This is a genomic window from Rahnella rivi, assembly GCF_019049655.1.
Classification (GTDB): domain Bacteria; phylum Pseudomonadota; class Gammaproteobacteria; order Enterobacterales; family Enterobacteriaceae; genus Rahnella; species Rahnella rivi.
Window position 1 is genome coordinate 37,378 of sequence record NZ_JAFMOX010000057.1, and the last position, 12,304, is coordinate 49,681.

Annotated in this window: 13 protein-coding genes and 2 pseudogenes; 10 read left to right on the top strand and 5 right to left on the bottom strand. The window is 48.3% G+C overall.

Features of this window, described 5'->3' with window-relative positions; all coding sequences use genetic code 11:
- The first annotated feature begins 24 nt into the window (after positions 1-24).
- The 6 genes from J1779_RS10485 to J1779_RS10510 all read left to right on the top strand — a co-directional run bounded on the left by J1779_RS10485 (position 25) and on the right by J1779_RS10510 (position 6,044).
- Positions 25-915 carry a SinI family autotransporter-associated protein gene (locus J1779_RS10485; RefSeq protein ID WP_183849159.1) on the top strand — a complete coding sequence of 297 codons (891 nt, stop codon included), beginning with the start codon at positions 25-27 and terminating at the stop codon, positions 913-915.
- A 93-nt stretch (positions 916-1,008) separates the two neighbouring features.
- A complete protein-coding gene (locus J1779_RS25530; RefSeq protein ID WP_238485129.1) occupies positions 1,009-2,088 on the top strand; it encodes an Ig-like domain-containing protein in 1,080 nt (359 codons plus the stop codon).
- Between the two features lie 87 nt (positions 2,089-2,175).
- Entirely contained in the window at positions 2,176-2,829 is a 654-nt protein-coding gene (locus tag J1779_RS10495) for a helix-turn-helix domain-containing protein (protein ID WP_217203717.1), read from the top strand.
- Positions 2,830-2,882: 53 nt separating this feature from the next.
- Positions 2,883-4,283 carry a M24 family metallopeptidase gene (locus J1779_RS10500; RefSeq protein WP_217203718.1) on the top strand — a complete coding sequence of 467 codons (1,401 nt, stop codon included), beginning with the start codon at positions 2,883-2,885 and terminating at the stop codon, positions 4,281-4,283.
- Positions 4,284-4,574: 291 nt separating this feature from the next.
- Positions 4,575-4,985: a hydroxyisourate hydrolase gene (gene uraH, locus J1779_RS10505; protein ID WP_122096639.1), complete on the top strand. Its 411-nt coding sequence runs from the start codon at positions 4,575-4,577 to the stop codon at positions 4,983-4,985.
- Positions 4,986-5,423: 438 nt separating this feature from the next.
- Positions 5,424-6,044 (top strand): acyl-homoserine-lactone synthase, encoded by a 621-nt coding sequence (locus tag J1779_RS10510; protein WP_122096641.1) that lies wholly within the window; start codon positions 5,424-5,426, stop codon positions 6,042-6,044.
- Here the strand turns inward: J1779_RS10510 and J1779_RS10515 are convergent.
- The gene (locus J1779_RS10515; protein ID WP_056772482.1) at positions 6,016-6,765 is read right to left on the bottom strand and encodes a helix-turn-helix transcriptional regulator; all 750 of its coding nucleotides are present in this window, start codon (positions 6,763-6,765) and stop codon (positions 6,016-6,018) included. The genes J1779_RS10510 and J1779_RS10515 overlap by 29 nt on opposite strands.
- Positions 6,766-7,131: 366 nt before the next feature.
- Complete coding sequence (locus tag J1779_RS10520; RefSeq protein WP_238485130.1) at positions 7,132-7,401, bottom strand: hypothetical protein; 270 nt, start codon at positions 7,399-7,401, stop codon at positions 7,132-7,134.
- 132 nt (positions 7,402-7,533) lie between these two features.
- On the opposite strand from J1779_RS10520, the pseudogene J1779_RS10525 reads away from it, so the two are divergent.
- Positions 7,534-7,908, top strand: a pseudogene (locus J1779_RS10525) (GNAT family N-acetyltransferase); the annotation flags it as partial.
- A 32-nt stretch (positions 7,909-7,940) separates the two neighbouring features.
- On the opposite strand, the gene J1779_RS10530 reads toward J1779_RS10525, so the two are convergent.
- Positions 7,941-8,459: a ClbS/DfsB family four-helix bundle protein gene (locus J1779_RS10530; protein WP_217203719.1), complete on the bottom strand. Its 519-nt coding sequence runs from the start codon at positions 8,457-8,459 to the stop codon at positions 7,941-7,943.
- Positions 8,460-8,612: 153 nt separating this feature from the next.
- Positions 8,613-9,506, bottom strand: coding sequence for a LysR substrate-binding domain-containing protein (locus J1779_RS10535; protein WP_217203720.1), 894 nt, complete (start codon positions 9,504-9,506; stop codon positions 8,613-8,615).
- 142 nt (positions 9,507-9,648) lie between these two features.
- Here J1779_RS10535 and J1779_RS10540 point away from each other — a divergent pair, with 142 nt between their 5' ends.
- The 3 genes from J1779_RS10540 to J1779_RS10550 all read left to right on the top strand — a co-directional run bounded on the left by J1779_RS10540 (position 9,649) and on the right by J1779_RS10550 (position 11,818).
- Positions 9,649-10,515 carry an SDR family NAD(P)-dependent oxidoreductase gene (locus J1779_RS10540; RefSeq protein WP_056772466.1) on the top strand — a complete coding sequence of 289 codons (867 nt, stop codon included), beginning with the start codon at positions 9,649-9,651 and terminating at the stop codon, positions 10,513-10,515.
- Positions 10,473-11,360 carry an SMP-30/gluconolactonase/LRE family protein gene (locus J1779_RS10545; protein WP_238485131.1) on the top strand — a complete coding sequence of 296 codons (888 nt, stop codon included), beginning with the start codon at positions 10,473-10,475 and terminating at the stop codon, positions 11,358-11,360. The genes J1779_RS10540 and J1779_RS10545 overlap by 43 nt, the downstream gene beginning before the upstream one ends.
- Positions 11,361-11,422: 62 nt before the next feature.
- Positions 11,423-11,818, top strand: coding sequence for a VOC family protein (locus J1779_RS10550; protein WP_056772464.1), 396 nt, complete (start codon positions 11,423-11,425; stop codon positions 11,816-11,818).
- Positions 11,819-12,014: 196 nt separating this feature from the next.
- Here J1779_RS10550 and J1779_RS10555 read toward each other — a convergent pair.
- Positions 12,015-12,190: pseudogene (locus J1779_RS10555) on the bottom strand (IS3 family transposase); the annotation flags it as partial.
- Positions 12,191-12,304 lie beyond the last annotated feature (114 nt).

Consider the following 12,304-nt stretch of genomic DNA (forward strand, 5'->3'; position numbering starts at 1 on the left):
TTTACTTTAATGAGATATGATCCAATGAAAACGTTTAACAAAACACTTCTTGCCACATTATTAATTGCCAGCTGTGCGCCAATGGCTTTTGCTGATACAACAGCCAGTGCCGGTACAATTGAAGGTAGCTCTCCCATTATATACGGAACAGGTGCAGGCGCAGCGGCGCATACCGTGACATTTGCTAACGGGCATGAAAGTGGTTCTGTCAACGCAATGTCGCCGGGAGATAAAATTACCCTCAGCTATATTTTGAAAGATAATGAAGGTGATGCTGATGACAGTATAAAAACCATTACGTGGTTTACCACCTCGGATGGCCATGGTGCTGATAAAAAAATCATCAGTGGCGCTGCCGGTAAGGAAACGTACACCCTGCAGCAGGCGGACGCCGGGCTTTATCTGGGGGCAACCATTGATGAAGCCACTCTTACCGGGAGTCCTAAAGGGGGTCAGCGGATCACCATAAATGATGTCAGTACCAACGACGCGACGGACAATATTCCGGACGGTCCGGTAGTAGGCGGCACGGTGGCAACCATGATTGTGGATACCACATCACCAGATGATAACCTGATCGGTAAATCGAGCAGCAGTCTGATTCTGGGCCATACGTATCAGTTCAAAATCTGGTATGACACCAACGGTAACAAGGTCTGGGATGCGGGCGAACTGGATGCGTCATCCAACTACAGCTATAACTGGATCTTCGACGGCACCTCAGCGACCACGGGTACGGCGGGCGGTAAAGCCGTCAGTTCAACCGATAACAAGGATCTGAAACTGCCGTTGACTAACACCGAAGCGAAATCTGTCTACGCCAATGCGGGTGCTGACGGTATCCAGGGTTACCAGCTGCAGGTAGATTATACCGCTAAAGTTAAAGCAGTATTGAAATCCGTTAAACGCAAATAATAATCCGTAATATTAATTAACCTGGGCGCTCTGGCGCTCAGGTTAATTAATCCGTGTGATGTAAATTGCCATACCTTAAAGCATGGTGACGTGATGAAAAGTAAATTTAAAAACAAGGCACGGATAGCGTTGTTTATAGCACTCCTGATCAATACACCCTTTCTGGTTAATGCCAATGAAATGACCGGTCGGACAGGGGCAGTATCAGGAACTCCACCTGTTCTATATAACAAGGATAACAAATCCGGGCATGTCGACGTCGTCAGAAAAAGAGGCGGCATTGAGGATGACGACCAGCTCGATATTAATGACAGTTTGTCCCTCGCGTGGCGATTTTTTGACGGTGAGGGGGATGAGGAAATAACACTTCCCTCCGTAGAGTGGATTTGTACCGACACCAATAATAGCCGGCACGTCCTTGCGACGGGTACTCTGGAATATATTATTTCTCCAAATGATAAAGCCTGTACTATCGGGGTCAATCTCACGCCGAAAACATTGACCGGCGCGCCTCAGGAAAATACGGCGATCGAAATCGCGGATATCAGCACGTATATTGATAATGATTCTATTCCTGACGGACCGGTAAATCCGCACTCCATTAATATGACGGATTACACTGTCGCGCCGAATAACGCCACCGCCAGAATGACCGTTCCCGCCAATGCGAAACTGACGACGGCTTTTTCGGGAGCAGAGGTGCAGTTAGAAACAGATAACATTCCTGATGAAGTAACCTGGAGCAGCAGCAATGATGCTGTTGCGACGGTGTCTGATACCGGTTTAGTGACCTTTAAAGGGAAGGGGGCGGTGAAAATCACTGCGCGTCATAATGAACAGAGTGTCTCTATGACCCTTAATCCTCAGTTGTTCTTTGTCATGGGTTCGACAAATAAGACGTGGGATGACGCAAAAACGGAGTGCGAAGGTATGGGCGGACGTTTGCCTACGATCAGCGAGCTGAGCGACGGAACAAACATTCGTAACGTTCCGGGTAATGGATTATGGGAAGAGTGGGGGCAAAGTATTCTGGATGTCCGACATACTGGCGTTGTGTTCTGGTCTTCATCGTCTAACGGTGTCGACAGTTATTCATACGCTTATCTTTCGGATGGGCACATCAGCTCAAACAGATCTAGTGTTACGGAGGGCTTTGCCTGCATCCTGAACTGAAAACGGTTCTGGCTACCGTCAATATGAAAGAAAAATACGCGGCTATAATAAGAGGCAGGTTGATTTTCACTGTTTAAGAGTAAATCTATGACACGCCCAAAATCTGAAAACCTTATTGTAGCCGCGCCGGTGAAGCCCGCAGAGTCCATCAGTAAACTGATAAATTCTCTCTCGGGCCTGTCCCGGCCTCTGGCGGCAACCCGTGGACGCGAGGGGATAAAGCTCATTGATGAGCATTCAGAATTCATCGTAATTCTGATTTTAGAAGGCAGCATTGAGATCTGGCGTAATCGTGATGAACTTCTGGTCGCCACCTCTTATGCCCCGGCGATCATCGGGCTGCAAGGTTCTGAATTCCGCTATCAGACACACACCTTCACGCCGCAACCGGCAAGTAAGATTGCCTGGTTATCACGCCAGGCGGCGCTGGATGCCATCAAAGCGCATGATCTGATGGAAGACATGATCACTTATCAGTCGTATATGAACGACCAGCAGACGTATCGCGACTTTCTGATGATCAACAGCTCCAGTTATGAAATTATCTGCCGGCTATTGACCGAGATTTCTGAACGTCCTGATTTCCACGAGATTCGTGTTGAACAATACATTCTGACACGCACGCGGCTGGCGCGAAGCGGTGTGATGAAAATGCTTGCTGACCTGCGTTTCGGCGGATTCATCGAAATGGAAAAAGGAAAACTGTTGCGTATCAATCTCCCATTCCCTAAAAATTACTAAAATCCGCGTTGAGGAAGCGGAATCGCCTGCACGCTCGTTTATGGAGAATGACAATGAACCCGTCCCAACAACGTTTTGCACTCACCACCGTCCCGCCACCGAAAACCTTTCCCCACGTGAGCACGCCCGTTATCAGCGATAAGGTCATGGCGCTGCGTCTGAAGAACATTGTGACGGCTATGCATCAGCACAAGTTCGATGCGCTGGTGATTTACGCCGATAAAGAGCATGGCGGAAATTTTGAATACCTTGCGGGCTTTATTCCCCGTTTTGAAGAAGCGCTGCTGATGGTGACCGCTGACGGTCAGCTCAGCTATGTGATGGGCAATGAGAACCTCAAACTGGTGCCCCATGCGCGAAACACAGGTAAATGCCTGCATGCTCCGGCCTTCTCGCTGCCGAATCAACCGATGGATAACGATGCACCGCTGACAGAGGTTTTGGCCGATGCGGGGCTGACGCGCGCAAGCCGGATTGGCGTCGTCGGCTGGAAGTTGTTCACCAGCACGCTTCACGATATGCAGTATCAGTTTGACGTACCGGCTTTCATTCTTGACGCGATTATTGATACGGCTGGCGAGCGGAAAAACGTGATCAATGCGACCGCGCTGTTCATCTCGCCCGCGCACGGCGTGCGTCGTTTAAATACGGCCAGTGAAATCGCTTTTTATGAGTTCGGTGCCAATCTGGCATCCACCAACATATTGGCCGCGCTGGATAACATTGCGCCGGGTAAAACGGAAAGACAGATAGGTCAGTTACTGGCTGCTGACGGGCAACCGGGCAACGTGGTGATGATTGCCGCCACCGGCGATCGTTTCGCTAATGCCTGTTTATATCCCACAGACAAAGTGATCCAACGCGGCGACAAATTCTCGCTGACCGTTGGGTTCAAGGGCGGGCTGACCAGCCGTTCAGCGTATGTTGTGGCGGCAGAAAATGAACTGGCGCCTGACGTGGCCGACTATCTGCCGGCGCTTGCGATCCCTTATTATCGTGCGGTCACCACCTGGCTGGAAACGCTCCGGCCCGGCCTGACGGGCGGTGAGCTTTATCAGACCATCGAAAACGTCATGCCGAAGGCGCAGTGGCACTGGCATCTTAATCCGGGGCATCTGGTGGCCGATGAAGAGTGGCTCTGCTCGCCAGTCTATGCCAACTCGCCGATAGCACTTGAGAGCGGCATGATATTTCAGATCGACATCATTCCTTCGCTGCATGGCTACGGCGGGTGCAGCATTGAAGACACGGTCGCACTGGCGGATGCGGCATTGAGACATGAGTTGCAAAGCCTCTTCCCGGAGGTCTGGCAACGCATGGAAACCCGCAAAGCCTATCTGCGGGATGTGCTGAACATCAGCGTGTCAGAGGATGTCATTCTTCTCTCTAACACGGTGGGATATCTGCGTCCGTTCCTGCTGGATAAAGGCAGGGCGTTGGTGCGTCAGCCCTGAACATATCGCCAGCGCCTCGTGTGGCTGGCGAATAATACCGCTGTTATTTTCGTTATCCTCCCCGATATTCCAGAAAACGCCTCTCCCGAATGATTATTACAAAATTGTCATCAATTTGACATTAAGCTGTTAGCCACCAGCAGGTAAACTCTGTGTTATTCAAAAAATATGAACCGATGTCATCACGTCATCTGTTTAAATAAACTCAGACGCCGGGTGTGTTAATAATTCACCCTCGCGGATAATTAAGCCATTGTCAGAGATAACCTCAAAATCAAAAAGGATGAACGCATGTATAAAAGTAAATTGTTATTGGCCGGTATTATTCTGAATGCTCTTTATATGACATCTGCCGTTGCAGCGAACCCTCTCAGCGTTCATGTTTTAAACTTACAAAGCGGGCTGCCGTCAGCCGGTGTAAGCGTCTCTCTCGACAAGCAGGAAGGGGATAAATGGGTGCATCTGAGTAATGGTGTGACCAATGAGCAGGGGCGTATTCCTTCTCTTTACCCGGATGAAAAAGTGATCGAAAAAGGGAATTATCGCGTGACGTTCAAAACCGGAGAATGGTTTGAAAAACACCACACGCCGACCTTCTTCCCGGAGATCCCAATTATTTTTAAAGCGGATGGTTCAGTGCCGCATTATCATATTCCTTTGCTGATTAGCCCTTATGGTTTCTCAAGCTATCGCGGAAATTAATAACGGTTTTTAAACCATCAGTTATCCCATTAAAAATACAATGTGTATTTTCTATTCTTTAACCGTCCTCTGAGGACGGTTTTTTATTGCGGGGTATAATAGCTCCCGCCCGGTTTGCCGATTGCAGCCCGAATCCCGCAGCAGACAGCGTGGGAGCGCCTGCTCACATTTCGTTTTTTCAAAATAGCGCCTGACACCACCCAGATCTGCCTGCGGATTACGCTTTGCTCAGATTTGAGTCAAATCAATAAACGCGCAGGTATTGTTGCGAAGGCGGGATCGGAACGATAACTTCCCTGTTAGCGAGGTTTGATGAGATATTTATTATTTTAATGACTTCCAGTTATTCCGTTCATTTTCGGGTCGGCGGTTACCCGGTTTTGTAGGATAATGATGTACGGTTTACGGGAAACAACGCTTTAATAACAGGGTGATGGGATGCTTGAACTGTTTGACGTGAGCTATGAAGAGCTCAGAATGACCAGAGTAGATGAACTTTACCGTCTAAGAAAAACAACTTTCAGTGATCGTTTGGGATGGGAAGTTGTTTGCCAACAAGATATGGAATTTGATGAGTTCGATAATGACTCAACACGCTATATTCTCGGGCTGTATAAGGGGAAACTCATTTGCAGCGTGCGCTTTACCCCTCTCGACCAGCCAAACATGATAACTCATACGTTTCGTGCGTGTTTTGATTCGATCCCACTTCCTTCTGCGGGCGTTGAGTCGAGCCGTTTTTTTGTCGACAAATTGCGGGCCAGGGAGCTTCTCGGCGAACGTTATCCTGTGAGTCAGGTACTTTTCCTTGCCATGATAAACTGGGCTCAGGACAACGGACATACCGGTATTTACACCATCGTAAGCCGTGCCATGTTGACGATATTGAAGCGCTCAGGCTGGCAAATACAGACACTTAAAGAGGCATTTCTTAGCGAGCGGGAACGCATCTATCTGATCTATCTTCCTGCCGGAGAGGACGATCAGCGGATCATGGCCAGAGGACTCAACGGCCAAACAGCCTCTGTGTTTACCTGGCCGCTGACGCTGCCGGTATAATCAGCTCCAGTTCAACGCCCAGCCTGATTGCCTGGCGGGCGTTACTGACACCCAGCTTAGCAACGACATTTCCCATATGAAATTTTATCGTGCTGACTGAAACGCCGATAATCGTCGCAATCTCTGCATAGGTCTTCCCCATACTGGCCCAGTAAAGCACCTCATTTTCACGGATGGTGAAAATGTTATTTTCCTTTCTTGCCGTAATTTGACGCCCGCGGGCTGATAAACCGCCAACAAGCCGATACATCTGTTCATTAATATCGATGAGAAGCATCTGCAGGTTCCCACGTTCAGACGTTAGTCGCTCTTCCAACTCTTGCTGGCTGTGGTCGGCAATGATGATAGACAGCAATGCCAGGTTTCCCATCTGATCATGCAGCACAAAGGTATAGCCATTGAGAATGTTGTACTGTCTTGAAAGTGTGAAGATTTTTGTAAATTTCAGGTCAGACATGAGCGTGATATTTTCATCCCACGCAAAGGGAGAGGTTCTTTTGAATGCGGTGAGTATTACCGGGTCGGTAAGCTGAAAGTTGTTGGCCCGATAGAGATTGACCCACTCATCAGGATAACTTGAGATGATAAGGACTTCCGCAGGGTTTTTTTTCCTCACAACTGTATAAGCGTAGTCGGGGCTGCCAAGCGGAGACAGTTTCCGCTCGATATAATCTTTCAATGTTTCAGTGATCGTGTGATTTTGTTCAAAAGCACTAAACATACTGACTCCCTGAGGGGCTGCTTATCCCTTAATGCCGACATCTATACTTAAGTACAGGTTTTTTCAGGACTTAAGTATAACTTACGGCCCATTACTATGAATGATACTTTCATCAACGAAAAAGAAACCTCACACACTGCTCCGAACAATGTGTGAGGAGGCCAATGGACGGCCAACACTAGGGAAACACTCGTTGTAAAAAAACATAATAAATTAAATTTTAAGAATATAAAATTTTTTTGATACAAAAGCGCCCATTGGGTGCTTTTTTTTGCCAAAGTAACCCGATGAAAAGACGAGTAAATTTGTCTCCCAGCGGGCATATCCGCAAGCGCATTGGTTCAAGGAAGAAGAGAGGAACGGGTATTAACAGGTGAATATTTGAGCGAGTTTTTTTATACCGTCAACGATTTCTGCGGGTGAGTGCGCAGCAAAACCCAGCAGGATGGCCTGGCTTGTTTGGGGTGTCTGGCAATATCGCGAAAGAGGCTGTGCCCCTAAACCCACTTTACGGCACTGATCAATCATATAAGATTCATCAATTTCCTCCGATAACCAACAGACAACGTGGATGCCTGAATCTGAAGGTTTGGCGAACATAATTTCGGGTAAATGTAACTGTATGGCTTCAATCATAACCCGCTGGCTTTCGTAGCATGCTTTTCTCACCCGCCTGACGTGACGTGCATAGTGTCCTTCAGAAATGAAGGTGGAAAGTATCATTTGCTCTAAATAAGACGTGCGAGTATCTGCATAATATTTAGCAATCAGGCGTTTTATGAGGTTCAGTTGTCTGAAGACATTACAAATGAAACATGGAAGCGTTTTTTAAATCCTGATGAAGAGATGTATTGCGCAGTGGCAAAGAAAGGGCAGGAAATTCTCGGGTTCGTTCACTACGTTTTTCATGGTTCAACATGGTCTGTAAATGAATTCTGTTATTTAGAAGATCTTTTTGTTGCCGAAAATACCCGGGGCAAAAACATAGGAAAACATCTTATCGAATATGTTAAACAAAAGGCCAGCGAGAAACAATGTGCAAGACTCTACTGGCATACACAGGAAAAAAACGTCACCGCGCAGCGACTTTATGACCGGGTAGCAGAAAAACCAGGTGTCATAGAGTACAGATTACCTCTCTAAACAAGAAAAGGGGGAGAAGTTTTCAGCGTTTTTTATTTCAAGCTGATGTTATTATTATTCGCCCATTTCCTTATTCTGCCATTAGCATTGGCATAGGGTGAGGATGTGTTGAATGATATCATTCTCCCCATAGTCCATTTTGTGTACCAGGGTTTACCATATAAATCGCAATCAGTGCGTTCATCAATAAGTTTCACTATGTGATCTTTTACTGACTCGAGCTCAGTCATTAACGCCCTGTAATTCAATTCGCGATAATCAGAGTAAAACTTTTGCGCCAGAAGCCCAAGTTGATTCCATTTAAAACCGGTTTCAGGAAAATCAACGGGCAATCCTTTCTCATCGTAAGTGATCCACTTTACAACCAGAGTATTCCAGCCGATCAGATAGGAAACCAGATTGTGAATACTCATTTCAGTGCCTTTGCTATGTCCTTCCATTGATTTATCGGAGGTGAGTTCAGGGGGAATGACATTGAGATAGCTGATTAATTTATTGAAATTTTTATCAATGGCTAAAAGCAATTCGGATTTTGTCTGCGGCACATTCATACTGAGTTACCCCCGCTTCAGAAGAAAACTATCAAAACGCTATCTGATGTCTCACTATCAATAAATTATGCACTTCCTGCCTGAAATAATCCCCCTTTGTCTTCTTTCCCCATAGCGAAAAATGACTACTGACGCCCAGAGATTTCCCCGCCGCTACTTAACGGTAGAAAGAACGAAGGCGCGGGCCGAGGGTGACAAATGGCGATAGCCGATGACGAGGTCGAATTCAATTCCAGGGCCTGATAAGGGATGATAGCTAATCTGGTCACCCCGAAAGCCGCTCATACTTTGAGGAACGACAGATACGCCTCCTCCGACAGACACCAGTGACAGCACGGCATGCATCCCGTGAGCTTCCTGATTAATGATCGGCACAAAGCCTGCTTCAGCACAAAGGCGGATAACCTGCAAATGAAAGCTTCGCCCCTCAGGCATTGGCCACAAAATGAAGGGTTCACCCGCAAGCCCGGCAAGCGTAAGGTCTGAACGCTTACTCAAAGGATGATCTTTTGGGATAGCCATACACAGACGATCAGTGTCGAAATTTACCTGTTCGATGTCATCAGCCTTTTCAACCGGGGGGATCAGTACACCGATGTCCAACGTCCCGTCTCGCAGAGCAGCAATCTGTGCGGCGGTTGTGGCTTCTCGCAACTCAAGCCGTACCTTCGGATGGCTTGCCCTGAATTCACGAATAATATCGGGCAACCGGCCGTAAAGTGCGCTTCCTACATAACCCACGCGTAAAAAACCCGTTCGACCTTCAGCCACATCCAGCGTAGAAACAATGGCTTTTTCAGCCTGCCGGAGGGTTTTGCGTGCCTCACTGACAAACTTTTCTCCCGCAGGCGTCAGGCCAAGCACGCGGTTACCACGCTCGATAAGAGTGACGCCGAGATCTTCCTCCAGCTTCTGTATGGCACTGGTCAACGGAGGCTGCGACATGTTCAGACGTTCCGCGGCCCGATGAAAATGTAACTCCTCCGCGACAGCAATGAATTGCTCCATTCTGCGTAAAGTGATCCGTGCCCGACTCACTGTCGTCATCTCCGCCATCCTTCTTGTTAGTGAGCCAATCTTCTCACGATACAATTAAAGTATTAAGAAGCCACCTAAAGAGTATTTTATATATCAAAGGTATCACTCTATGTTGTTTTCACAATAACTGAATGGAAACGACGAGGGGTGCATGGTGGATTTTAAAGGTCGGGTAGTGCTTATCACCGGTGCGGGGCGCGGATTGGGATTCGCGTATGCCCGCTGTATTGGTCAGCTTGGTGCAATGGTTTTGATTCAGGATATCGGTGCCAATTCTGACGGGGAGGGGGCCAATCCTGATATTTCAAAACGGGCGGCAGAAACACTTCGGCTGGAAGGGCTGAATGTACACGCAATCTCAGGGGATCTGGCCTCACGCGAGAGCTGCCATAAATTGTGTGCAGACGCCCTCAACGTCGCAGGCCGGCTGGATGCTGTGATCCACAATGCGGGTTGGGTGGCGTACGAGAATATCGAGTCAATAGAGGAACGTTCTTTTGATCATATGATGGCCATTGCCGCTAAGGCACCTCTCTGGCTTGCACAGGCGGCATGGCCTGCGATGAAAGATGCGGGTTATGGCCGTATCATCATGACGACATCTTGCCGGGCGCTTTATCCGCAGTATGTTCAGCAGGGTCTTGCCTCCTATGCGGCAGCCAGGATGGCGGTAATAGGACTTACCCATGTCCTTGCCAGTGAAGGCAAAAACGATGGCATTATCGTCAATGCTATATCACCCGTCGCCAAGACGAGGATGTGGGGAATTGAGGGAGAACCTGACGAACTCCACCCTTCGGAAGTGGCACCGGGAGTGGCCTATCTTGCCTCAGCAGAATGCACAGAAGGGGGATGGATCCTGCGCGCCGCGAACGGGCAATTCCATGCAACCAAAATGATGGAGGCCGCCGGTGTGGACTATCCGCGAAATCTTCGCGCTGTTAAAGCGTCCACCGCTCAGGAGGTTGCGCAGAAATGGCAGTCGATCGCGATACCTCATGTGGAAACGCGACAGTGAATGGCGTAACGGTGGCATTTCCTGGCAAGGCCGTACTGGGCGAGTCACCCCTCTGGAGCCGCTCAAGAGCCCGGCTTTTATGGGTTGATACTCTTCGGGGCTCTCTCAATTTTTTTGATCCCGCCACGGGCCGGAATGTGGCACACGCCATGCCCGGGCCGCTGGGGTTTGTCGTGGAAAAAAATACGGGAGAGTTGATTATTGGCCTGGGTTGCCATGTTGAGCTAATAGACAGAGCAGGGAAGAGGCGAAGGATCGCCACTGCGCCACACGCACAGGAGGGCTTTCGGCTCAACGATGCGAGCCTGGACTCCGCGGGTCGCCTGTGGGTTGGGCTGATAGATGAAGAACTGAAAGACGGTTCAGGCTATTTATATCGTCTCGATCCAGACGGTAAGTGGCACACCGTCGATTCTGGTTTCACGCTTATCAATGGAATTACCTGGAGCCCCGACGGCAAAACACTCTACGTGACGGATTCCCGGCGTGGCATCATTTACGGATACGATAACGACCCTGGCTCAGGCGAGGCCAGTAACAGAAGGGAAGTTATCAGCATTCATCCAAAAAAGGGTAAGCCTGACGGACTTATCGTTGATCAGCATGGATTTCTCCTGAGTGTCCTCTTTGACGGTGCTGCCATCGCGCGGATATCTCCGCAAGGAGAAATCGAGCGATGGATTCATCTTCCGGTTCAGCGACCAACAAGTTGTTCCTTTACAGATGATGATCGTTATCTGTATGTCACCTCAGCACGACTTGGCCTGTCGGAAACGCTTTTAAAAACGATGCCTTATTCAGGGGCTTTGCTGAGAATCGACTACAGGCGTGCACTGGAACGGTGAGTGTGTTTTGCAGACTGCTTTTTGCCAGTTATGATGAATACAAATAAAGCAGAGAGGTATTTATGGCATTGCAGCATATGAGGATAGCCAGACCTGTCAGCACACTAAGCAAAAGTTGTGCAATGTACTGTAACGGGCTTGGATTAGAAAAAATCGGTGAGTTTACAGATCACGATGGATTCAGCGGATACATGTTAGGGATGGATGGTTTACCCTGGCACCTTGAATTCACTCAGTGTCATGCACATCCAGTGTTACCTTCGCCTTCTGATGAAGATCTCCTGGTTCTATATTTTCCTGAGAAAGACAGTTGGCTAACCACCTGCGCAAATATGGATGATGCTGGCTTCGCCAGAGTTAAATCATTTAATCCCTACTGGGACCGCAAGGGGGTGACCTTCCAGGATATGGATGGATATAGGGTTGTTATTCAGAACATGCACTGGGGCAAGCTCTGAGTTCAGTTTGTGGACGGGGGTTATATTTAATTTTTCCCAAACGGACATTCAATGCATCGAAGGGGGGATGCGAAATTCCACACCTGAAATGATTAAATGCACCAGTTATTTAACATAATATACATTATGCGCATCAAAGTTGTCAGCGCAAAGCGATAATGTCGTGTTCGGAGATGCGGATGTTTTGTTGGATTGGTTATGTTGTGATCCCCAGATGCTGCCGGTACTTACCGGACTCATTGCACCCAATGATACTTGGACGCAGATAAATTCTTCCTGCGTCGTGCTTGCCCAGTTTCTGCCATAGCACATTTCATTTTTGCCCCGCCCGAAGATGCCTTCACTCGCCGCGTTATCCGACGACCAACCTTTGCGCACATGGACTTTTTAAGACCCGATGAGAAAAAATCAAACACTCATGCCCTTTTAAATCTTCCGGTTTGTTAAACACTGTTGCGCGGGCTAAATTATGGTTAAAAAGCATAC

What these genes read in the sequence shown, in the direction of transcription:
- J1779_RS25530 (WP_238485129.1), top strand. Translation starts at nt 1,009, where the DNA reads ATGAAAAGTAAATTTAAAAACAAGGCACGGATAGCGTTGTTTATAGCA.
- J1779_RS10545 (WP_238485131.1), top strand. Translation starts at nt 10,473, where the DNA reads ATGGCAGTCGATCGCGATACCTCATGTGGAAACGCGACAGTGAATGGC.
- J1779_RS10510 (WP_122096641.1), top strand. Translation starts at nt 5,424, where the DNA reads ATGCTTGAACTGTTTGACGTGAGCTATGAAGAGCTCAGAATGACCAGA.
- uraH (WP_122096639.1), top strand. Translation starts at nt 4,575, where the DNA reads ATGTATAAAAGTAAATTGTTATTGGCCGGTATTATTCTGAATGCTCTT.
- J1779_RS10530 (WP_217203719.1), bottom strand. Translation starts at nt 8,459, where the DNA reads ATGAATGTGCCGCAGACAAAATCCGAATTGCTTTTAGCCATTGATAAA.
- J1779_RS10515 (WP_056772482.1), bottom strand. Translation starts at nt 6,765, where the DNA reads ATGTTTAGTGCTTTTGAACAAAATCACACGATCACTGAAACATTGAAA.
- J1779_RS10535 (WP_217203720.1), bottom strand. Translation starts at nt 9,506, where the DNA reads ATGACGACAGTGAGTCGGGCACGGATCACTTTACGCAGAATGGAGCAA.
- J1779_RS10495 (WP_217203717.1), top strand. Translation starts at nt 2,176, where the DNA reads ATGACACGCCCAAAATCTGAAAACCTTATTGTAGCCGCGCCGGTGAAG.
- J1779_RS10520 (WP_238485130.1), bottom strand. Translation starts at nt 7,401, where the DNA reads ATGATTGAAGCCATACAGTTACATTTACCCGAAATTATGTTCGCCAAA.
- J1779_RS10550 (WP_056772464.1), top strand. Translation starts at nt 11,423, where the DNA reads ATGGCATTGCAGCATATGAGGATAGCCAGACCTGTCAGCACACTAAGC.
- J1779_RS10540 (WP_056772466.1), top strand. Translation starts at nt 9,649, where the DNA reads ATGGTGGATTTTAAAGGTCGGGTAGTGCTTATCACCGGTGCGGGGCGC.
- J1779_RS10485 (WP_183849159.1), top strand. Translation starts at nt 25, where the DNA reads ATGAAAACGTTTAACAAAACACTTCTTGCCACATTATTAATTGCCAGC.
- J1779_RS10500 (WP_217203718.1), top strand. Translation starts at nt 2,883, where the DNA reads ATGAACCCGTCCCAACAACGTTTTGCACTCACCACCGTCCCGCCACCG.